13 protein-coding genes are annotated in these 23506 nt (G+C 40.1%); 7 read left to right on the top strand and 6 right to left on the bottom strand.

All coding sequences use genetic code 11. The annotated features are described in order from the left end of the window. The first annotated feature begins 56 nt into the window (after positions 1–56). The 6 genes from PYV58_RS01730 to PYV58_RS01705 all read left to right on the top strand — a co-directional run bounded on the left by PYV58_RS01730 (position 57) and on the right by PYV58_RS01705 (position 7719). Positions 57–2282 (top strand): primosomal protein N', encoded by a 2226-nt coding sequence (locus tag PYV58_RS01730; protein ID WP_034617817.1) that lies wholly within the window; start codon positions 57–59, stop codon positions 2280–2282. Between the two features lie 277 nt (positions 2283–2559). Continuing rightward, the gene (locus PYV58_RS01725; RefSeq protein WP_004816746.1) at positions 2560–4455 is read left to right on the top strand and encodes a monovalent cation:proton antiporter-2 (CPA2) family protein; all 1896 of its coding nucleotides are present in this window, start codon (positions 2560–2562) and stop codon (positions 4453–4455) included. An 83-nt stretch (positions 4456–4538) separates the two neighbouring features. Then, positions 4539–5414 (top strand): Hsp33 family molecular chaperone HslO, encoded by an 876-nt coding sequence (locus PYV58_RS01720; RefSeq protein ID WP_004725526.1) that lies wholly within the window; start codon positions 4539–4541, stop codon positions 5412–5414. A 346-nt stretch (positions 5415–5760) separates the two neighbouring features. Beyond that, complete coding sequence (locus PYV58_RS01715; RefSeq protein ID WP_034617833.1) at positions 5761–6729, top strand: DnaJ C-terminal domain-containing protein; 969 nt, start codon at positions 5761–5763, stop codon at positions 6727–6729. 41 nt (positions 6730–6770) lie between these two features. Beyond that, a complete protein-coding gene (locus PYV58_RS01710) occupies positions 6771–7109 on the top strand; it encodes a chaperone modulator CbpM (protein ID WP_004725521.1) in 339 nt (112 codons plus the stop codon). A gap of 340 nt (positions 7110–7449) precedes the next feature. Continuing rightward, positions 7450–7719: a DUF465 domain-containing protein gene (locus PYV58_RS01705; protein ID WP_004725519.1), complete on the top strand. Its 270-nt coding sequence runs from the start codon at positions 7450–7452 to the stop codon at positions 7717–7719. Positions 7720–7726: 7 nt separating this feature from the next. Here the strand turns inward: PYV58_RS01705 and PYV58_RS01700 are convergent, their stop codons facing one another. The 3 genes from PYV58_RS01700 to rpsO form a co-directional block, all read right to left on the bottom strand. Beyond that, positions 7727–8950, bottom strand: coding sequence for a magnesium transporter CorA family protein (locus tag PYV58_RS01700; protein ID WP_034616347.1), 1224 nt, complete (start codon positions 8948–8950; stop codon positions 7727–7729). A 148-nt stretch (positions 8951–9098) separates the two neighbouring features. Next, positions 9099–11186, bottom strand: a complete 2088-nt coding sequence (gene pnp, locus PYV58_RS01695; protein WP_171066865.1) for a polyribonucleotide nucleotidyltransferase — start codon at positions 11184–11186, stop codon at positions 9099–9101. Between the two features lie 255 nt (positions 11187–11441). Then, complete coding sequence (rpsO, locus tag PYV58_RS01690) at positions 11442–11711, bottom strand: 30S ribosomal protein S15 (RefSeq protein WP_004725514.1); 270 nt, start codon at positions 11709–11711, stop codon at positions 11442–11444. Positions 11712–11980: 269 nt separating this feature from the next. On the opposite strand from rpsO, the gene PYV58_RS01685 reads away from it, so the two are divergent. Beyond that, positions 11981–13279, top strand: a complete 1299-nt coding sequence (locus tag PYV58_RS01685) for a serine hydrolase domain-containing protein (RefSeq protein WP_004725512.1) — start codon at positions 11981–11983, stop codon at positions 13277–13279. 634 nt (positions 13280–13913) lie between these two features. Here the strand turns inward: PYV58_RS01685 and recD are convergent. The 3 genes from recD to PYV58_RS01670 form a co-directional block, all read right to left on the bottom strand. Next, positions 13914–15689 (bottom strand): exodeoxyribonuclease V subunit alpha, encoded by a 1776-nt coding sequence (recD, locus tag PYV58_RS01680; RefSeq protein ID WP_034616355.1) that lies wholly within the window; start codon positions 15687–15689, stop codon positions 13914–13916. 96 nt (positions 15690–15785) lie between these two features. Beyond that, a complete protein-coding gene (locus tag PYV58_RS01675) occupies positions 15786–19574 on the bottom strand; it encodes a UvrD-helicase domain-containing protein (protein WP_034616357.1) in 3789 nt (1262 codons plus the stop codon). 2 nt (positions 19575–19576) lie between these two features. Then, positions 19577–23356, bottom strand: coding sequence for an exodeoxyribonuclease V subunit gamma (locus PYV58_RS01670; RefSeq protein ID WP_034616366.1), 3780 nt, complete (start codon positions 23354–23356; stop codon positions 19577–19579). Positions 23357–23506 lie beyond the last annotated feature (150 nt).

Below are 23506 nucleotides of genomic sequence, written 5' to 3'. Positions count from 1 at the left end.
GCACATGAAACAATTTCATCACAGCCTCACTAAATTAATGAGTCACTAAATTAAAAATGTCGAATACCCTTGCTACGCCACAGACGATTTATCGTATTCAAGTTGCTGTTCCAGTCTATTTGAATGACTGCTTTGATTACCAAGTCACCGCTGAACAATATGCGCAAGCTGAAGTCGGTGCGCGTGTTGCAGTGTCTTTTGGCAGACAAAATCTGATTGGTGTTATTGTTAAGAAAGTACCGATTGATGAACCTGTGGATTCTCATTTTAAACTCAAAGCCATTACTGAACTGTTAGATGAACAGGCCATTCTAGACAGTAAAGTTTTAAGTTTATTGACATGGTCATCACAATATTATCAATTTCCTATCGGTGAAGTGATTCAAACGGCGTTACCTACCTTATTACGCCAAGGTAAACCTTATAATTTATTGGCACGTATCTGGAAACTTTTAGACTTACATGCCGAAGACAAAGTTAAGCGTTCTGAAAAACAACAAGAAGCCTATAAAATTTTAAAGCTACACCCGAAAGGGACACAGGAAAATATTCTTAATTTAAGTGGTGTTGAAACAGCCACACTCAAAGTCCTTGAGAAAAAAGACATTGTTCGTTGTGATTTAGAACCACAAAATGTCACGCCAGAACCTGTGCAATTGGCACAGATGCCCCTCACGCCAAATGACGATCAGAAGAAAGCCATTCAAGCGATTTTAAAAGCGCAGAAAAAATATCAAGCATTTCTATTGGATGGTTTAACTGGGAGTGGTAAAACCGAAGTTTATTTGCAAGTGATGCATGAAGTACTTAAACAAGGCAAACAAGTCTTGGTTTTAGTGCCTGAAATCGGCTTAACTCCACAAACCATCAGCCGTTTTCAATCACGTTTTCATTGCAATATTGCCTTACTGCACTCAGGCTTAAATGACACTAAACGTTTACAAGCATGGCAGCATGCGCAAACGGGCAAAGCCTCTATTATTTTAGGCACACGTTCTGCAATTTATACACCTTTGCCACATTTGGGTTTGATTATTTTAGATGAAGAGCATGATCTTTCGTTTAAACAACAAGAAGGCTTTCGCTATCATGCTCGCGATGTGGCCATGTATCGTGCACATTTAGAAAATTGCCCGATTATCTTAGGTTCTGCCACGCCTAGTATTGACAGTTATTATCTTGCTCGCCAAGAAAAGCTGACACGGATTGAGTTAAATCAACGTGCTGGTGCCGCAATCATGCCGAAAATGCATTTGATTGATTTAAAAGTGGCAAAAAAACAGCATGGCTTAAGTGATGTTTTGATTGCTGAAATCAAAAAACGTTTAGAGAAAAAAGAACAAGTTCTGATTTTTTTAAATCGCCGCGGTTATGCCCCTGTGCTTATCTGTGAAAGCTGTGGTTGGCAGGCCAATTGCCCCAATTGCGATGCTCACTTTACCCTGCATTTAAAGCCTTATCAGCATTTACATTGTCACCATTGTGGCACGATTAATCGTATGCCTGATGCTTGCCCTCAATGCAATCAACAACAATTAAAGCCAATTGGCATGGGAACTGCCAAAGTTGAAGAAACCTTGAATGAGCTGTTCCCTCATTTCCCCGTCTTGCGCGTAGATCGTGACTCAACCAGTCGGGTTGGCAGTTGGCAAAAGATTTATGATCAAATCCAGAAAAGCGAACCGACCATTTTACTTGGCACGCAGATGCTGGCAAAAGGACATCACTTTCCTTATGTCACCTTAGTGGCAATTTTGGATATTGATGCAGGTTTGTTGAGTGTGGATTTCCGTGCTACAGAACGTACTGCGCAATTGATTATTCAAGTTGCAGGTCGTGCGGGTCGTGGTGAAATGAAAGGTGAGGTCTATTTACAAACCCTAAGACCTGATCATCCGTTATTAAACACCTTGATTCATAATGACTATCGGACCTTTGCCAAACAAACCTTAAAAGATCGCCAAGCCGCACTGCTTCCACCCTTTCGTTATACAGCTTTGATCCGCTGTGATTCAAAGCATCAGGAAGAAAATTTAAAGTTTCTGACTGAAATGACGCAGCTGCTTAGACAAACTGCCGAAGAGAATTTAATTGATATCTGGGGACCTATTCCAGCGCCAATGGAACGTAAAGCAGGGCGTTACCAAGCCCATGTGGTTTTGCTTTCTCAAGATCGGGCAAAAATGCATTTTTATATTCGCCAATGGTGGCAACAGCTGTTACATAGCAAACCCTCTACGATGAAAGTCACCATAGATGTTGATCCGCAAGAGTTGAGTTAAAGTCTTAATTTAGCTTATTGCTATACAAACCGAGAGAATGAACCTGGTCTCAATTAAACCGCTTGTGCATTTTGCATCGTTTATCTACGCGCAATGGATCTACTACATGGCGATAAGCATGTCATCGTTAAGTGAGCTTATAGAACCACTCCCCTACCTCTCTCATCACTTTTAATTTTTTATTGGGTAAAAAGACAATTTCTTAATAAATATATCCAAGTCAATCACAAAATCACGCTACAATTTCTAAAGAAAGAAAAAAACTTAAGGCAAGTGAATGTCACTGTTACTCCAAATCACCATCTTCCTTGGTGCAGCATTAATCCTGGTTCCTTTAGGGAAAAAACTCGGTATCGCCACCGTACTGGGTTACTTATTTACAGGAATACTTCTGGGTCCAAGTGCGTTTAACATCGCCAATGATCCAGAGGAAATCATGCACCTTGCAGAATTTGGGGTGATTTTACTGATGTTCCTGATCGGTTTAGAACTTCGCCCACAGCGTTTATGGGAAATGCGCCAATCCATTTTTGTGATGGGAAGTTTACAGGTCGGGGTTACTGGTTTAGTGCTGATGGGAACCATCTATTTAATCTTTCAACAATCACTCCCCGCAAGTTTTGTGATTGGTTTTGCCTTAGCACTTTCTTCAACCGCCTTTGTTTTACAGCTTTTGGAAGAAAAACAACAACTCAATACCACTCATGGTCAGCAATCCTTTTCGATTTTACTGTTTCAGGATATTGCTGCGATTCCATTACTTGCCATCATCCCTCTCTTAGCAGGCAGTGAATCGAGTCATCATGGCGTTGCTTACTTTGCTGCGATTATCGCCACGTTCACGGGTTTATTTCTATTTAGTCGTTATGTGATGCGACCATTTTTCCGCTTTGTGGCAAAAAGTGGTGCAACAGAACTGATCACAGCTGTTGGCCTATTTATTGTGCTGGGTGTGGTGTTGTTGATGGATACACTCGGGATCAGCACAACCTTAGGCGCTTTTTTAACAGGTGTGCTTCTGGCTGACTCTGAATTCCGTCATGAGCTTGAAGCCAGTATTGCGCCCTTTAAAGGTTTATTGCTTGGTTTATTCTTTATGACGGTGGGAATGACCACACAAATCTCGTTAATTGCAGATATGCCATTACTAATTATTGGTGGCGCAGTCAGTTTAATCCTAATCAAAATGATCGTGATGGCAGCCATTGCACGTTATAAAAAAATGAGTTGGACCAACAGTTTAATGGTCGCAACCTGTTTAGCCCAAGGGGGTGAATTTGCCTTTGTGGTATTAAACGTGGCAAAAAGCGAAAAAGTACTGGCTGAAGCAATCATGGAGCCCATCACCTTAATTGTGACCTTATCCATGGTACTGACCCCTATCTTCTTTTGGCTGGTAAGTACGCAAGTATTACCATTAATCAATAAAGACAGTGCGCCGAAATACGATGAGATTCCCAACGAACACCCTGCTCTTATTGTTGCTGGTTTTGGTCGTGTAGGGCAAATTGTTGCTCGTTTGGCACGTATCCGTCATTTTACTTTTACCGCCATTGATAATAATTTACAAAAAATTGATTTTGTTCGACGCTATGGTGGTACTTTGTATTATGGCGATGTGACTCAACCCGATTTACTCCGTGCAGCCGGAATTGAGCAGGCCAAGGTTTTTGTATTGGCAATTGATAATGTTGAAGATTCAATGAATGTTGCGCGACATATTTTGCTCAATTATCCAAACCTTACCTTATTGGTTCGAGCACGAGATCGTTATCACATGCACCTCCTGCGTGATGTCGGAGTTAAACATATTTGGCGTGAAACCTATTTAACTTCATTGGGGATGGGTTATCGAGCATTGTGTGAACTGGGCATGAGTAAACAAGAGGCCTATGATAGTGTTGAGCTATTTAGAAACTACGATGAAGAACTGTTAACACGTCAACAGCGTATTTATACCGATGAGCAAAAGCTTTTTGAAAGCTATCGGGACTTTATTTCGGAGCTTGAGCACCTGTTTGAAAGCGATGCGCAAGTTGAAAACCACAATCCTGAACAATACAAAGATGTTCCAGATTTGGATGAATCAGGCTTAGAAAGACCCACAGCAAAAGCTCAAACCACACATGCCAAGCATGATCGTATTAATATTATGCGTGATGACGAAAATTAACTTTAAGATGCAGCGTTTTTCAGGTGAAATAAACTTGTGATTTATAATATCGCCACCATCTAAACAGGGATTTGGAGAATTTTATGTCTGATTTACGTCAACGTTTTTATATTGAAGATAGCCCTGTACGTGGTGAAATTGTACATTTAGATACAGCACTACAAACGATTCTATCGCAGCGTAATTATGCACCTGCTGTGCGCATTTTATTGGGTGAAATGTTGAGTGCAACAGCATTACTTGCAAGCACATTAAAAATTAAAGGACGTATTAGCTTACAAATTCAAGCACAAGGTACATTCAAATGGGCGATGGCTGAATGCAACCATTTAGGTGATGTACGTGCACTTGCAGACTATGAAGAAGATCCGCATTTTATGTTGAGTGAAGACAGCAGTACTGTGCTCAGCACGTTGCAACAACCTGTGTTATTTATCAATATTGAACCTGAGTTTGGTGAACGTTATCAAGGGATTGTGCCACTTGATCAACCAACGCTTGCGGCTTGTTTAATGCAGTATTATGACCTTTCTGCACAAATCCCAACACGTATTGTCTTGGCAAGTACCCATCACAATGCAGGCGGCTTACTGATTCAGTTATTACCTCGTAATAATGAAGAAGAACAACAACGTGTAGATGAAGATTTATGGCCACGTTTGATTATGTTGACGCAGACCTTAAAGCCTGAAGAATTGACGGATTTAACCGCACAAGAAATTCTTTACCGTTTATACAATGAAGAAGAAGTTCGTCTGCCAGACGTTGAACAGCTTCAATTCAATTGCACCTGTTCACGCGATAAATGCAAAAATGCATTGATCCAGATTGGTCTAGATGCGGTCAAAGAAACCCTAGAAATTCAAAATCCAATTGAAATGGATTGCCAATTTTGCAATAAAAAATATCAGTTCACTGCAAAAGAAGCTTTGAATCTGTTTGGTGAGCATTTGAGTTAATCTATTAAGATCTGAATGGTTTAAATTTGCAGAAATTTAACTATCGATTTTTACCAAGAAAAGAGCAAATTCAGTTTGCTCTTTTTTTCAATTAAAATTCAAAGCATAATCAGCAAGTTTTATAAATTAAAAGGTTAAATAGCTATTTGGAATCGTCATTTACTTATCCAAAGTACCAACCTGAACACACAAAGCCCCTAGAACATGAAACACCACCTTTATCAGCAATAAGCGGGCTTTTGTGCTAGATAAGTTTTGAAACAATAACCACACTAAGTTGCTCTTCCATCTGTAGCCAAAAAGGCATAAAACTAGAATAAAGTTAAACAAAATAATGACCTTAAGTATGGCAAAAAATTATTATGAAGATTTAGGTGTTTCTAGAAATGCGACACCAGACGAAATTAAGAAAGCTTATCGAAAACTCGCACGTAAATATCATCCTGACGTGAGTAAAGAAGCCGATGCTGAAGCAAAAATGCAGACCATCAATGTCGCCTACGACACCTTAAGTAATGAAGAAAAGAAAAAGCAATACGATTTTGAACTCGACAACCCCTATGCCAATACAGGTGGGTTTGGAGGGCAATCTACAGGACAAAGTGGTTTTGATGGTAGCCAATTCCATCGTTCGTACAGTAGCAGTGGTGGTCAAGATTTTAGTGGTTTTGAAGATCTGTTTGGACGTTTCGGTGGCGGTTTTGGCGGTGGACATCAACAAGATTTTGGGCAACGCGGCTCTCAGCAACAGCGCAGCTATAAGGGTGAAGATCAACATGCCAGTATTGAAATTCCTGTAAGCATTGGTTATGAAGGCGCGACTCAGAGTATCACCTTACAAATCCCAACCTATAATGCCTATGGTGAACCCGAGGTACAACGGAAAACCCTCCAAGTTAAAATCCCGAAAGGCATGAAAGAAGGCCAGCAAATCCGTCTTGCAAAACAAGGGCAAGCTGGAATTAACGGTGGTGAAAATGGCGATCTTTATATTGAGATCCAATACCAAGACACTGACCGTATCCGTGTTGAAGGTGCTGATGTCTATTACACAGTTGATGTTACACCTTGGGAAGCAGCACTTGGTCAAAGTATTGAAATTGATACCCCAGCAGGTAAAGTAAAAGTTACTGTGCCACAAAATGCCAAACCCAATCAGCAACTCCGTTTAAAAGACAAAGGGATACCGCATAAAACTCCAGGTCATCTTTATTTGGTGATCAATATTGTTTATCCCAAAGCAACCACCGAAACACAGCAAAAAGCCTATCAACAATTTGCTGATGCTTTTACTGACTTTAATCCCCGTTCATAATTTTATAGATACCAACATAGCCTTGCTAAAGGAGAGCAATCATGACAACTATTCAATATCGTGAAATTGTCTATGACGGTTTCCATGATGCAGAAATCGTGGATGAAAACCTAAATCTAGATCTCAAGCACTTTGCTGAGGCATGCGGTCAAAGTCCGGATTGGATTTTGCAATTGCTTGAATATGAAATTTTACCTGCACGTCCTGAAGACCGTATTCATCAATTTTTTGGAGAAGACATCTCACGCGCACGTCGTGCTTATCGTTTACAACGTGACTTTGAAGCCAGTTTATCTGCCGTTGCAATGATGATGGATTTACTTGATGAAGTTCAACAATTGCGTAAACAAGTCAAACATCTTCACCTTCATACTCATTAATTCATTTCAAAATGTTAATGCCTAGTGACAGGTTAATATTTAACCTGTCATGATGGAGAACTTGTCTCTCCGTTTTTGTTTTTTCGTTTAGAATTTTCTGACAAAGAGGTTAATGAGCTCTGATGAATTCGAAAGTAATGAATAAGATGATGGATTTACTTGATGAAGTTCAACAATTGCGTAAACAAGTCAAACATCTTCACCTTCATACTCATTAATTCATTTCAAAATGTTAATGCCTAGTGACAGGTTAATATTTAACCTGTCATGATGGAGAACTTGTCTCTCCGTTTTTGTTTTTTCGTTTAGAATTTTCTGACAAAGAGGTTAATGAGCTCTGATGAATTCGAAAGTAATGAATAAAAAGTTGAAACACATGTTCCCAGAACACCGCGATCTCATGTGTAGTTTAAAACAAGAAGATCCGCATTTTGCTAAACTTTTGATTGACCACGATGAACTTGATCGTGAAATCAGTCACCTTGAGCTTGATCCACTCAATCATATTCATGAAAATATTGAGCAGCTCAAGCGGAAAAAATTAAGATTAAAAGATCAACTCTACTTAATTTTACAAAAGACAGCTCAGATAAATCCTCAACTAGAATAATGCTTAATTATTTCAGTTTTGTGATTTTTTCGACTTCTTTCATGGTTTGTTTGATCGGTTCATAATCTAAAAACCAGAGTAAATTGACGTGCTGATTTTTATGTTGTTGTGCCAACATATCAATCACACTTCTTTCACCGCGTCCAACCAAATGACGGCGGTAAAAATAGATTAACAGCCCAATCGTACAGCCCAACATCACACCCAGCATCACCCAGAAACCTATCGGGCTACGTAGACCTGGAATGAACTCAAAATTCATTCCATATACCCCTGTTAATAAGGTTAATGGCGCAAACACCGCAGTAATAATCGCAAGAATTCGCATATTCTCATTGGTTTGATTGGCGATTGCAGAAAAGTGTAAATCTATTGCAGTTTGAATTGCGGTACTTAAGCGTACCGTATATTTTTGAATACGCTCAACATGGCTAACCAGATCATCCACGCGAACCAGCATAATGTCCTGCTTCTCAGTGCGTTTTTTACCTTTTAAATGCGCATAATTTTCAACAATTTCATCTCGAAGTTCCTGTAAGGAATCTATTTGTTCTTCGCACAAATTTTCAATTTGTTGAAAAACCAGATTTTCCTGAAACAGTTGATGCCACTTGGTAAAACGGCGATTGCCTTGCAATAGTTCTTGTTGCCAAAATTCAACGCGACGAGACAAAGGATTACGTAAATCTAAATAGCCATCAATCATACTATTCAACAAGCGCAGTGTTAAATCTAAAGGCGTAGTCGGTAATTTACGTGGTTTATTCTGTTCTTCTAAACTCTTATTCATGATATTGAAAATACGGGCAAGATAACTCTCAAAAGCATGGTTGCCCTTTTCATGAATGGTGATTAAAGCTTGTGAAGTAATAATAAAACTGACTGGCGAGGACGCCAAACCAAAAACACGATCATGCTGTTCAAGGGCATCTTCGCCACTATCGATTTGATCATCTGGGGTAATTAATTTACGAAAAATCAATAAATCATAATCTTCCATTGCATCAAATGCGCATGGATGTTCGATATTTAAAATATCTCGAATATGGTATTCATTGAGGTGAATTTCGGTCGCATTATAGATTTCTTTTTGCCATAGCTCAGCACGATTGACCACATCTTCACGGGTACAATCCACCCAGACAAATTGTTGCTCTGCATTAAAAACAGGCTCTTTTTGTATACAGGTATAAGGTTCATCTGTGTGTTGAAAAAAATAAAAGCTTTGCATATTCACGATATTTTTGGTCTTTCTTGTTATGCATCATGCCATAAAAAAAGCCCTGAGCAAGCCAAAGTTGTAACTTTGGCAAAGCACAAGGCAATCTTTTCTGTATTAAATTTTAATCAAACCCTAAAGGATTTAAACCTTGCAAATATTATGCTTGGTCTACATCTTTCATAGTTAATTTAATACGACCACGGTTGTCTACGTCAGCAACTTGAACTTTAACGTCTTGACCTTCAGCCAAGATATCAGTCACGTTTGCAACGCGTTCGTTTGAAATTTGCGAGATGTGAAGTAAACCATCTGTACCTGGCATAATATTTACAAACGCACCAAATTCAACAATACGAATTACGCGACCAGCATAGATTTTACCTGGTTCAACTTCAGCAGTAAGCGCTTGGATTTTTGCAATCGCAGCTTGAGCAGCCGCTTTGGTTTCACCAAATACACGTACAGTACCGTTATCTTCGATATCAATCGCTGCTTTTGTTTCTTCTGTGATTTGACGGATTGTCGCACCACCTTTACCAATCACATCACGGATCTTATCAGGATTGATGTTGATCACTTGGAATGTTGGCGCATGCATAGAAATTTCAGGACGTGCACGTGAAATCACTTGGTTCATTGCATTCAGAATATGCATACGACCGGCATAGGCTTGATTCAACGCAACTTCCATAATTTCTTCTGTGATACCTTCGATTTTGATATCCATTTGAAGCGCAGTAATACCGTTTGCAGAACCAGCAACTTTAAAGTCCATATCACCTAAGTGATCTTCATCACCTAAGATGTCAGAAAGAACAGCAAAACGCTCGCCTTCTTTTACTAGACCCATTGCGATACCCGCAACTGGCGCTTTAAGAGGAACACCTGCATCCATAAGTGATAATGAAGCACCACATACAGAAGCCATTGAAGATGAACCATTTGATTCAGTAATGTCAGATACAATACGAATCACATACGGGAAGCGATCAGCTGGTGGAAGAACAGCTTGTACACCACGACGTGCTAAACGACCATGACCAATTTCACGACGCTTAGGACCAGATTCACGACCTGTTTCACCTACAGAATATGCAGGGAAGTTGTAATGCAACATGAAGTTGTCAGTTTTTGTACCAGACAAGGTATCAACCATCAACGCATCACGTGTATTACCCAAAGTCGTTGTAACCAACGCCTGAGTTTCACCACGTGTAAATAATGATGAACCATGAGCACGATCTAACACACCCACTTGTACGTCTAATCCACGAACAGTTTTAGTATCACGACCATCGATACGTGGTTTTCCTGAAAGGATGTTGTCACGTACAGTACGGTATTTAAGATCTTCAAATAATTCGTTTAAGTCATCTGCAATACCAGCTTCGTCATTTTCAGGAACGAATTGAGCCGTTGCTTCAGCTTGAAGTGCATCTAAAGCAGCATAACGGTCATGCTTAACAGCAATGGTATACGCTTCAGAGATTTTAGCTTCAAATGCGTCTTTTAATTTTGCACGAAGATCTTCGTTTTTAACTGGAGCAGTCCAAGTTGATTCTGTTGCACCAGCGGCAGCAGCAAACTCTTTAATCGCTTGGATCGCAATTTGCATTTCGTCATGACCGAAAAGCACAGCGCCTAACATTTGGTCTTCTGAAAGTTCTTTTGCTTCAGATTCAACCATCAATACTGCAGATTCTGTACCAGCAACGACAAGGTCAAGGTCAGATTGAGCAAGTTGTTCTAAATTTGGGTTAAGGACATATTCGCCATTGATCAAACCAACACGCGCACCACCGATTGGACCACGGAAAGGTGTACCTGCGATTGCAAGTGCAGCAGACGTACCTAACATTGCAGCAATGTCAGCGTCCATAGTTTTGTCTGAAGACACAACTGTTGCAGTAACTTGGATCTCGTTGTAATACCCTTCTGGGAACAACGGACGAATTGGACGGTCAATTAAACGAGAAATTAAAGTTTCTGCTTCTGAAGCACGGCCTTCACGCTTACCATAACCACCTGGGATACGACCCGCAGCATATTGTTTTTCTTGATAGTTAACTGTAAGTGGGAAGAAGTCTTGACCCGCTTTAGCAGTAGGTTGTGCAACAACAGCAACCAGTACTGTTACGCCACCCATTGTAATAAGAACCGTGTTTGCTTGACGAGCAACACGACCTGTTTCTAGTACAACTTGATGTTGACCATATTGAAATTCTTTACGAATAACATTAAACATTGACATGTATTTTTGTTTCCTAATTTTATTCTAGTGGAGACCCCTAAGGTTTGGCATTCACATCAACCGCATAAATGACAAAGCTTAGAAGCCGACCTCACTAGACAATAAATCTTTAGTTAGACTAATTTTAAACACGAAGAAGGAGCGAATATTCGCCCCTTCCCTTTTATCCAGTAAATACTGGATAGACTTTAGTTTTCATCAGTACAGCATTCAGCATGCAATAATCCGAAAATAAAAGTTTAAATCGAATTAACGACGTAAACCTAAAGCAGCAATCAAATCGCTGTAACGAGTAGCATCTTTACCTTTAAGATAGTCAAGAAGCTTACGACGTTGGTTAACCATACGGATCAAACCACGACGGCTATGATGGTCGTGTTTGTGTTCTTTAAAGTGACCTTGCAAATCATTGATTTGAGCAGTCAATAAAGCAACTTGTACTTCAGGTGAACCAGTGTCATTTTCAGCACGAGCGAATTTTGCAACGATCTCTGCGCGATCTGCGTTTGTTAAAGCCATTCGATTTCTCCGAGATGCTTAATTTAAATATTTGATACAAATCAAATTGATTCTTCAAAATCAATTTAACTGCCGTGCATCACTACAGCAGTCGCCTATTTTAAAGGAAGTGGGGTGAGATTGCAAAAATATCGTACAACCATATCCCATAAGGCTTAATTACAAAACTATTGCATTTTTTTTACAAATCGCATGGCAATTGGGACACTGACATCATGCTCAACTCAGTTCACACTGCCGTGGAATAAAAATAATCATGGAAAAAGATTGTGAAATTGTTTTCAACCAATACCTGCTATGTACCCAAGGACTTAAGCAGTATCACGCAGCGCAAAAATGAAGTTTCTCCAGAACTGGGAGGGATGACCCAACAACAAATTGAAAAGATTTGGCAAAGTATTGAAAACCTGTATCAAACAGGCAACCACCCCCTGATCACCATGTGCTTAAGACGCAAAGGTGAGATTATTCTCAATCGTAGTCTGGGTTATGCATCTGGTAATTCTGCCGATGGTCTGGCTTCAGATGCAGTACTTGCCAATCCAGACACCCCGATTTGCTTATTTTCAGCATCAAAAATAATTACAGCAATGTTGATTCACATGTTAGATGAAACAGGTGCAATCAATCTATTAGATCCGATCAGTTATTACATTCCTGAATATGCACAAAATGGCAAGCGCCGTGCCACAATTTTCCATTTATTGTCCCACCGTGGTGGAATTCCACGGATAGAAATGGAAGTCACTCCAGAACTGCTTTTTGACAAAGATCAAATTTTACAACACCTTTACGCTGCACAACCCATTTCACCGGCTGGTACCCATTTGGCTTATCACGCTGTTACTGCAGGCTATATTTTAGGTGAATTGATTGAGCGGGTAACAGGGCAAGATATTCGTCAGTTTTTACATGAACATATTGAAAAACCGATGGATATGCAGTTTTTTAACTATGGCTTAAAACCAGAATATAGAGATCAAGTTGCTTTAAATTATCCGACTGGTGTACACCCTAAACTCGGTACAGACTTATATTTAAACCATGTGCTCGGTGGTGGCTTACAACTTGCTGTCGATGTGACCAATGATCCACGTTTTATGGATACGGTATGCCCTGCGGGCAATATTTACACCAGTGCTGAACAAGCCAATCGCTTCTTTGAGATGTTATTGAATGGCGGTCAATATAATGGCAAGCAAATCATGAGTCCTGAAACGGTATTTCGTGCAACTTTGCCCACCTCAACCACCAACATCGACCGAACCTTACTTGCACCGATGCGCTATGCTTTGGGGCCTATGCTCGGCAGTAACCCAGTGGGTATATTTGGGCCAATGACGGGGCAAGCTTTTGGTCATTTAGGCTTTTCCAATATTCTCTGCTGGGCTGATCCAGAGCGTGATATTAGCGTCAGTATTTTAAATACAGGCAAAGCTGTAGTTGGAACACATATTCCTGCTCTGGCGCAAACGCTTTATCAAATTTCTAGCCAGTGCCCTAAAATCCCTAAAACACAACGTCGAGCATTATTTGGCACAGATCGAACAGAAACCGAATTGGTTTAAATTGTCAGTTTAAACAGCGATTTTGGTTTAAACGCAACAGATAAAATATGAAAAAGCCCTAAGATTACTCTTAGGGCTTTTCCTTTGCGCTGTAGTTTCTTGTTTAGTTATTGTGCTTATCTTATTTATAGTATTTGCTTGTACCCTAAGCAGTTTTTGTTTTTGTACATGACACTCATTTCACAACCATGTGACCAATTATGTCCTTATGTGACTTATTATGCCTGTGACAGACTTTGAACAGAAGTCGCATTTACCGCAAGATTATGTGAGAAATAACGTACATAGAGGCAATGGTTGTAGCCTTTGAAAAAACCTACTAAATTTAAATAATTTGATTCTCTTTGAAGTAAAAAATTCAGAATTTAATTTCAATAAAAAAGCCCTGTAGTCTCTCCCAAAACTACAAGGCTTAGCGGCTGTAAGTTTCCTCTTATCACTTACTTTCATGTAAGTTCGCAGTCTCACGACTTTAAATTGTTATTATTTTGCGATTTTACTCAACGATCCTTGCTGAGTTCTTTATGGCTTCATCATCTCAAAAAGTAACAAGAAGCTCTATGCGCAAATCTCTCGAATTCATGTAAGCAATTTCGTACATAGAGATAAACTATCAATAAAAACTACAAAATAACTATGCCGTGTTAATCATGCTAACCAATCCACTCATTCTGGTTGTGGCAGTGTCTAAAGCGTGGATAAATGCTTGTCGATCGACCAGTAAACTCACCACTGATTTGGCCCGTGTGATGGCGGTATAAATCAACTCTTGGCTCAACAAGCGGGTTGCTGCAACATCCAAAACCACGGCGGTATGGGTGAATTCTGAGCCCTGAGATTTATGAATGGTTAAAACAAAAGCGGTTTGCATCGATTTAGGCAAACGCGTTGCAGCAATCCATTTGTCTAAACTGGGAAAATAGACTTCAAATTGATCAGCATACTGGCGATGTTTTAGACAAATTCCGATATCTCCATTGGAAAGACCAAGTTGATAATCGTTATAGCTCATCATCACAGGACGCCCAACATACCAATCACCATAACGAGCCAATGTTGGAAGATATTCAAATAATGCTTTTTCCATTTCATGGTTTAAGCTATTCAATCCCAATGCACCATGCCGAACAGCCGTTAAAATACGATAGAGGTCAAATGCTTGTGTCACCGCTTCAATCTGATGATGAGGCTCTTCGGCCATCAGATAGCTGTTTAAACTTTGAAAATAAGCTTGAAAACCTAAACTGAGTTTTTGGTAATACTGGATTAGATCTGCTGGCAAAATCTTTTCAGGCAGATATTCAAGCTGAATCACATCTTGCATATTTGCTTTGAGTTCAACGGGTTTAAGCGCACTCGCCTCAACAATCTCTTGCTCAAAATTCGCCAATAATTCTGCACGGTCTATACTTTGATTTTTCTGTGATTGAATAAACTGCGCCATTTTTCCAATTAAGGCACCGTCTTTAAAACGCTGACTGGTCTGTAGATTGAGCCGATTGTGCTGTAATGATTGTACATTCTGTAAATCTGCCAACACCGAACCGACATCCACAGAAGCCAACTGATTGGCATCGCCCAAAAGAATTAAACGGCAATGTTCAGGAATCGCCTCAAATAACATCGTGGCTAAATTTAAATCTAGCATCGATGCTTCATCAACCACGATCACATCATAAGGCAATGGCTGTCGCAGATTAAAACGAGGAATATGCTGATTTCCCAAGCCCAATAATCGATGTAAGGTCATAGGATTAAATTGATGTTGGTTCAGTCCAAAACTGTGTAGTTTTGGATCACTCAATGATTTTTGTAATGCTTCCCCCATTCTCTGTGCGGCTTTGCCTGTCGGTGCAGCCATTGCAATACGAATATCAGGAATGGTTTGCTGCAATACTGCAATGATTCTAGCCAAGGTATAGGTTTTACCTGTACCTGGTCCGCCAGTAATAATATTAAAAGCATTGCCTGCCACCATAGTTAAAGCAGCTTTTTGATGTGGATCGGTGAGAAGCGAATCAAACGCAACAACACTAACATGTTGAATCTTCTGCTGTTTTAACCGTGCCACTTGTATCGCCAAACGGCGCTCAAGTTGCCAATAACGATATAGATAAATCAAGCCATGCTGTTGCACAAATGGTGCAACCACTGTTTCAGCTAAACCATGTTCTACAATATCAGGTTCTTCAATATCATGCGCTACAATCAATGGCTTTAATAAGGCGGTGTTTTGCGCCTCTGCGGAGATACAGCTATCTCCTTGTGTGGTTGCCAATAAAATTTCTTGTACTAATTCAAGTGCCTGTTCATCTAATCCTGAAGCTGTGGAATACTGCGCTAAAATGTATTTACTCCAAGTCTCAATCCATTGCGGGACTTGGCTTTCTAAATCCTGTTTATTTTCCACACGGTTATCCTCAGAGTTATCTACAAGGTTTTCAACAGAGTTATCCACAGAATAACTTATTGTTTGCAAAGATGTTCAAGCAACTATTCACACGATTCAACTGGATTTATCCTCAGTAAAATAGCCCAATATGGCATCAAGTCTTAAAATAAATTCCGTCGTGGGTCGCCAGAAGTAGTAACCTTGTCCGCTTTGACCATTCATACCACGTAAATACAAATAGGTTGCACCTCCCAGATCACGATCAATTTGATAATCTTCGAGCTGGATTTTCAAATAACGATGCAATGCTACCAAATACAACGAAGCCTGTAGCCAATAACTGGCATGTGACATGCTGTCCTGAACAGCTTCAAATGAATAACTTTGCTGATCTACACCCAAAAAATTACTTTTATAATCGGCGATATGATATTGCTGACCATCAAAAAACACCAAATCAATTGACCCATTTAAATAACGTGCTGAATTGGCATCTTTAAACTCAGGCATTGCAATGGCATGCTCATCAAACAATTGATGTATACGTTTAATTGCCAAAACTCGATCTGAAAGGGCCAGATAAAATGGAAACTCAGCTAAATGCTCATGTGGTTCAAGTTGCCCCATTTTAAAATGACTGAGAATCGGAGTCGATAAAACATCCTGTAGCCACTCAGCCATCCAATCAATCAGCGTCTCTTCTACAGCCTGTTCTGTTTGAGAAATGCCCTCACTCGAATTGTCGTTGAGAAACGCTTGCTGATATTTTTCCAGTAACTCCGTCCATAAACTTGAATAATCATTTTTAAAGCGACGACGTATTTCCAAACGCCAATAATGCGTATCTTTAAAATCAATATGCTCAAAAATTTCATGTAGGAAATTTCCTGCAATTGTACCCATTGGGAAATTGGCTTTGATCCATGCAAGCGGTTGACTAGGAACCACATCTGTAATGATTTCAACAATGGGTTGTTGAATTTCATCTTCTGCTCGATCCTGTTTTTGTTCAGAAACGGCCAAAGCATCCTGAATTTGTTGCCGAGTTAAATGCTGAGCCAAAGCACTAAAACTGGTTTTACCCCGCGGATAAAAACGTTGAGTAGGAAAGACTTGTGCAAGTAAAGGCAATTGAACATCGCTCTTAGCCTTTTCTAAACGTGGTGGGCGTTTGGTCAATAAAGCTTGCATGGCAGTTCCAGCATGCTGAAACGTATTTTCGCCTTGACCGCGCCAAAATGCCAGTCCTGTTGTAGATTTTTCCTTTACATCACTCAGCATTGCATACACCCGATAACTGGCGCGGGTCAATGCCACATACCACAAACGGTGATGTTCTGCTAAAGCGCGCTCATTGTGCTGCTCAATGTCTTTTTTATCGAGTAGATTGGCATCATTGATCGCCACCACACGCTGTTGTTCATTCTGTCCTGTTCGTACATTCAGCTGTTCAACCGTCGAGAAATTCAGCGTTTTATTGATCTCTTTAAAGTCTTTATCAGCGCCCAATAAAAACACAAACTTAAATTCAAGCCCTTTGGATTGGTGAATGGTCATCAACTGAACCCCTGCCTCATTGGACAGTTTCCGTTCCATCTCCCACTCTCTCTCCATCGGTGAAGTCAGTTGTTTTAAATACCAATGATAAAGATTTTGTGCACCTTGATAGTCTTCACTGTGCTGGCTCAATAACTCTGTTAAATGACGTAAATTCACCACCACACGTTCATTGTCACGACTGTGTTTTTCCACCAATTTTGTCCAGACAGAAAATTGGTTAAGCAGATATTGCCAAGCCGTTAAAAACCCTTGATTGAGCCACATCTCACGAATCTGATCGAACAGTTCAATATAGACACTCAAACCATCGGCATGTTGTTCCAAGGCAATCAACGCTTTTAAATCAAAGCCGATCAGGCGACTTAACAAAGCCCGTTTTACTTTGGCTTCTTGATAAGGATGCAAAATTGCAGCAAGCACAGCCCCAACATCACCTGCAATCTGACTTTCAAAAACACTTTTTTTCGAGGGCCGACTGGTTCGAATCCCTAAAAATTCCAACGCGGATTGTGCTTTATCTAAGCCATCATGGTTTTTGGAGAGGATGGCGATATCATTTTCATCTACTGCACGATGCACTGATTTTTCAATAAAATATAAGCTGCCTTGAATACCCTGATTCAGTAGCTCGCGAATTTTCCATGCCACTTGTTCAGCTTCTTGATTTTTATCTTCAAGCTTGATCCACCTTAAAGGCTGTGGATTGACATGGCCTTGATCCAGTAAATCGGGATGCGGACGAGGACCAGCTTGTACTGGGGTATACCAGACCTGTTCACCAAAATCCATCTGGCGTTGAAATAAGGCATCAACCACTTCAACCAAAGGCTTGACTGAGCGATGATTAAAAATCAGATTATATTCATGCCCTGCTTTACCAAACACATCCTGATGTGCTTTTAAAAAGGTCAACATGTCCCCACCACGGAAACCATAAATTGCCTGTTTACGGTCTCCGACCATAATCATACAACCCTGTTTGACACGATTGGGATGCCGCCAAATTTGTGCCAACATATCATCTTGATCTTGGTTGGTGTCCTGAAATTCATCGACCAGAATCAGTGGATAACGCGCATGTACAAAGGTCGCAAAACGCTGGCCTTGTTCACCTTGCAAAGCCTCTGCAAGGGTACGAATTTGTTGTGCAAAGGTGGTTTCACCCTTTTGCTGTAACACTTGAGGTAAACGTGTTTTAACTTCTTTTGCCAAATAGTATTTTAAGAACGTATTGGTTCCAAGCAGTTGATTTTCATATATCTCAATCTGCGCATAAATACTGAGTAATTGTTGAATAAGCGTGTGTTGATAAAAATCGGATTGTACATTTTCAGGTGCGGCTTTTTTAAAAATTTGCTGCTCCCGAATCACCTTAATCAAGGTTGCAAAGTCGGACTTTTCAACACTCAGCTTTGAACTTAGATAATGCTTATATTCATGCTGTTGTAGGGTTTGAATAATTCGCGGCAAGCTCTTGGCAAAAATACGATTCAATCGATCATTTCTAAATTTTGTCCCATTCGCAAATTTATAAAACTCACCATCCAATAAATAATAACTTTGCAAAGTCTGCAATTGATCCAGTTGAATCTTGGCAAGCTGTTCAATCGCCTGTTGGAATAGCTGAACATCTGCATTGGAAAATTTAGGCTCAATAAAATTTGCCGAGGCAAAATTTAAGCTTTGTTCCACCGTTGCAACATAATAATCGACACCATGTAACTCGCCCGCAAACATCAAGCTATCCACAATATCTTGGGGCTGTTTTTGAATCCATGCACGAAGTACATCATGAATCAATTGCTGACTATAACTTTTCGCATCATCAGTAATTTCAGCCCGCTCAATTTTGCCACTTTCAAAAGCAAACTCACGCAGTAATTTCTGACTAAAACTGTCTAAAGTCCCGACAAAAAGTTCATCCAGTTGATCAATCACCAATTTCAAGCGTTCACAGGCATATGCAATCCGTGAGGCAAACATCTTTAACACTTTAGAAAATAATGGATCTGACTCTTGGGCTGCTTTGGTCAAGACTTGCGCTTCGGTTAATTCACGACATGAGTCAAAATAGCGGTATGTTTCCTGTAATCGTAAGCGAATACGTGTTTTCAATTCTGCCGCAGCTTTACGGGTAAATGTGGTTGCAATGACTTGGCTCGGTAAGTATTTTTCTAAAAAAATCCGCACCATCAAGCTTGAGAGCGTATAGGTTTTACCTGTACCTGCTGAAGCTTCGATCCAGTGCAATCCGGCAAATTGCATATCTTCAATCGGCTGAATCGAAACTTTTTTGGCTGTGCCGTTTTGTGCTGCCGGTAACTGTGAATTTACGGAAGTCATGTTTATTCCTCCGCAACAAATTGATGCTGATAAATCGGCTGATACAACGCATAGCCAAAATGATCACAGGCATGTTTTAACAATGCGGTCGCATCTTGTTCTTGCAAAATAAATTGCCAATCCCGATGCTTTTTACTCCATTCCATTTCAGTCAAATCATAAGGTAGAAACGCATCGCTTTTATTCCATTCATTTAAAAGATCTGCAAAGTTATCGATCAACATACTTTCCACATGATGTTGTGTATCCGCATTTAAACTACGTTCATTTAAACGATGTTCAGCTAAGCCAGCTTCAACCGTCCCGAGTGACCATTGCAACTGCTTATTATTTTCAGCGGGCTTTAATAACAAAGCAGCAGGTAGAACCAAAGGTTCCGATTGGGCATAGGCAAATGCTTTAAACCACGGCAATAAATATGCTTTCGCCTGTTCTGAACTTAACCCAGTACTGATGATCGTGACATCACTAAATACCGCAATACGTTGTAGTGTTTTAGACTTTTCAGCATCGACATTTAAATAGCTTAACCAAAGTAAATATTCTAACCAAACTTTGGCACGACGTTTAGCACGACCGCTTGACGCATCCAAACTCACCCAATGCTGCCCTGCTTGCTGAGGTACAGTAATATTCATGACCAAACCAGCGTCAATTCGCCATTGCCGTTGCGTTGTCACCGTCACATCAGCAGCATAACGCTGTAACCGCTCTTTTAAACTGTCTTGCTCCGCCAAACTGATTTGCCATGCGCTGTGCTGAACCTTACCAATGGGTAATTGATTTTGCAGTAATCCAATCTCTTGAGACCAAGAGTCTTCAGCAGAATGAGTCGATTGTTTCTGCAAGAAATCTCGAATCTGATAACGTGCCAAACCATCCAGAATTAAGGGTTCGTTCATTGCGGGAATATCTTCTGCGCGCAGATTCTCTACGCCTAAAGTTTTTAAATATAACTGTGCTGGGAAAGTGACATCTTGAATCCACTGTCGCGCATCCAAAACAGTGAGCTCTTCTTGAACAACAGGATATTGTGTATTTGCCCAAGCCTCACGTTTAGCAAGCATTTCCGCTTGACGGATGTGTTGTGCAACATTGAACCATTGATCTTGAAAACGAAGCGGTGTTGTTGACTCAAAACCATTTGGATCAAAAGGTTGTAAGGTATGAATGTGATATAAAGACTGTAAATGTTCAGGGACTTGAATCCCCTTCAGCTCAATCATCTGATCAACAGGACTGATATCTTTATTGTCCCTAGATAATGCCGTTTCAGATTGGGCAATCAGGGCAATATGGTTGATCAATTCCTGTAACACGCTGGATGGCTCACGAACTTCACCATCACTCACATCAAAGCCATTATAGAATAACCATAGATTTTCCTGCGCCAATAACAAAGCATCGAGGAAAGCGCCTTGATCATCATCTAGGCGGGAGCGATCCCCCAACTGCGGCTTGAGAATTTGCATTAAATCAAAGGGTAAATGTACATTTCGATCTGGAAATTTACCCCCATCCAAATTTAATAGGACGATCAACTTATAAGGCAAAGGACGAATCTGGCCAATTTGGCTAAAGGTAATTTGTCCTGTCGGTAAAGCCTGATCGATTTGACCTTCTAATAAATTTTGAATTTCATTCAATAGATAAGGTAAAGGTAAATAAATATTTTTAAGAATGGGTTGCGCGTGCTCATCATAAAAACTGGCTAAGGTCAGCATACGCTCTTGTTTTTTGACAATTTCACGTACGACTTGTAACGACTCAACACCGGCTTGTTCAAACTCAACAATGTCTTGCATCAGCAGTTTTAACCACGCCTCAACATTGCATTTTAACGTGGTATTTTTTCCCAACTCATGCGCAATCATCCAGTCACGGCGCACATCAAAATCTTGATAAATCTGAATCAGCTTAGCCACTAACTCAAAATCACTTTGCAAAATTTGAGCATAACTTAGAGTATTTTCAAAAATCGTATGCTCTGGAATCGCAATACCTAAAGCCAAACGATCAAGGGCAAATTTAAAACTAAAACGGAAATCTTCATCATCCTGACTTAAAGATCGTCGTAAATGTTGTGCGTCTAGACCACGTTTAAACCCAGCATTGATCAATAATTCAATCATTCTTTCTGTATTTGAAATATCCAGACCATAACGTAATTGCGTGGCATTTAAACTTAACCAATCTGCGAAATCCTCAACACTAAAACGACCTTCCACCAATTGAATCCGACCTAAAACAGCACGCCAAGCATTATTGGCATCCAGTTGCGTTACTCCAGCAATCTTCACTGGCAGATAAATACTGTCTTGGTTTGGTGTATGCGGAAACACACTGCGAATAAGTGGTTCAATTTGTTTTAAATCGGGCACTAACACCAAAACATCACTTGGGCGATGTGGTTGTTCAGCAGTGCTTTTCATCAACCAAGCAACCAACTGGTCTTTTAACACTTCAAGCTGTCGTAAAGACGAATGACACACATGGATTTGAATCGAGTCATCCGTTTGGGCAATTAGATAAGCATGCGGTTCAGGCTCAACCAAATACAAAATATCTGATTGTAATTTACTTAATAAATGAATCGGTTCTTCATCGACAAAGGCATCCACCCATTGCCCTTCTTCACCTGAAGACAGATTGGACAAGATCGAAAAGTGATCACGGGCTTGTTTACCAAAACGGGTTAATAATGGATGTCGTGATTCACGAATTTCCGCATTAAAATTCAAAGTAAATTCATCAAAAAACTTTTGAATATCTGCATCGGTCGCTTTGGGATACTTACTGACAAAACGCGCCTTTACCCGCAAATCATATTGTTTTTTCCAGTTTGGATCGACACTGTCGGCCCAATATTCTTGTGATGGGTTGTAATGTAAAATCACCACATCCAAATATTGTCCCAGTCGTCTTAAAAACTGTAATTGACTCGGTGGCAAGTCCAATAAAGTAAAAATAATCAGCTGGCTGGGTAATTTCTTTAAGGCTTGAGGGCGTTGTACCTCATCATCCATGATTTGCCAAAAATCATGATCAATACTTTGCATTTCAATAAAATCATCATGAAATGTATGTTGCCACAACCAACGTTGCCAAGTTTCCAGTTCTTGTGCTTGATTTAAAGTAAATACTGAAATTTGTTGATTGGTTTTAAAGAATTGCTGTTCGAGGTCAAGTGCTTGACCACGTCCCCACTGCCCTAGCCAATTGCTTGGGCAACTACATGCTTGTCCATTGTTCTGTTGGCAACCGCGTTGACAGTCTCCACGATACAGCATGTAGTGACTGAACAATTTTGACACTTGTTCAGAGACCCAATACAACATACTTTGTTTTTTGAGTTGCTTTTCTAAACCTTGTTCCAGTTGCGAGGCTGCATCATAAATACGCTGGATAATGCCATGCAAAGGATGCTCTTGGGCTAAGCTATTTTCATCCTGCTCAATAAAACTTTTCAACGTTTGATAAATTCGCCACTTCATAATCAAACGCGGAATATTGGCTTTACGGACTTTGTCTTTGTCGTCTAAAACTTGCTGATAAGCAAACCACTGAAAACCACGAATACGTTGATGAAATTGACTGTTGGCACTGATGCCTTGTTGTTCAGCAATACGCTGGCTCAACCATTCTTGTACCGCAGGGCTTGGGACAATAAAATGTTGTGTTTGCAAGACTGCAAAAGGATTCTTGGATGGCCGAATGGTATTTTGCAAAAGCCCTTGCACCAAAACATCAATGCGTTGGCTTTGAATCACATGAATGGCCATAATTCCTCAACTTTCAATCTTCTATTGTCTACGTTTATGCACAAAACATAAACATTCGCCACTATACAACAACACCATACTATGGCATTTTTAAAACATTATTTGGAAATAACTTCACAATTTCAAGCTTAAACATGCGTTTTCAAAAAT

Origin of the sequence: Acinetobacter sp. TAC-1 (assembly GCF_029025845.1) — a bacterium.
GTDB classification, from domain to species: Bacteria; Pseudomonadota; Gammaproteobacteria; order Pseudomonadales; family Moraxellaceae; genus Acinetobacter; species Acinetobacter guillouiae.
The sequence above is the reverse complement of the archived record's forward strand: the minus strand, read 5'-3'. Positions and strand labels throughout refer to the sequence as shown.

Coding starts and splice junctions, on each gene's coding strand:
- PYV58_RS01730 (WP_034617817.1), top strand. CDS start 57: ATGTCGAATACCCTTGCTACGCCACAGACGATTTATCGTATTCAAGTT.
- PYV58_RS01725 (WP_004816746.1), top strand. CDS start 2,560: ATGTCACTGTTACTCCAAATCACCATCTTCCTTGGTGCAGCATTAATC.
- PYV58_RS01720 (WP_004725526.1), top strand. CDS start 4,539: ATGTCTGATTTACGTCAACGTTTTTATATTGAAGATAGCCCTGTACGT.
- PYV58_RS01715 (WP_034617833.1), top strand. CDS start 5,761: ATGGCAAAAAATTATTATGAAGATTTAGGTGTTTCTAGAAATGCGACA.
- PYV58_RS01710 (WP_004725521.1), top strand. CDS start 6,771: ATGACAACTATTCAATATCGTGAAATTGTCTATGACGGTTTCCATGAT.
- PYV58_RS01705 (WP_004725519.1), top strand. CDS start 7,450: ATGAATTCGAAAGTAATGAATAAAAAGTTGAAACACATGTTCCCAGAA.
- PYV58_RS01700 (WP_034616347.1), bottom strand. CDS start 8,950: ATGCAAAGCTTTTATTTTTTTCAACACACAGATGAACCTTATACCTGT.
- pnp (WP_171066865.1), bottom strand. CDS start 11,186: ATGTTTAATGTTATTCGTAAAGAATTTCAATATGGTCAACATCAAGTT.
- rpsO (WP_004725514.1), bottom strand. CDS start 11,711: ATGGCTTTAACAAACGCAGATCGCGCAGAGATCGTTGCAAAATTCGCT.
- PYV58_RS01675 (WP_034616357.1), bottom strand. CDS start 19,574: ATGACTTCCGTAAATTCACAGTTACCGGCAGCACAAAACGGCACAGCC.
- PYV58_RS01670 (WP_034616366.1), bottom strand. CDS start 23,356: ATGGCCATTCATGTGATTCAAAGCCAACGCATTGATGTTTTGGTGCAA.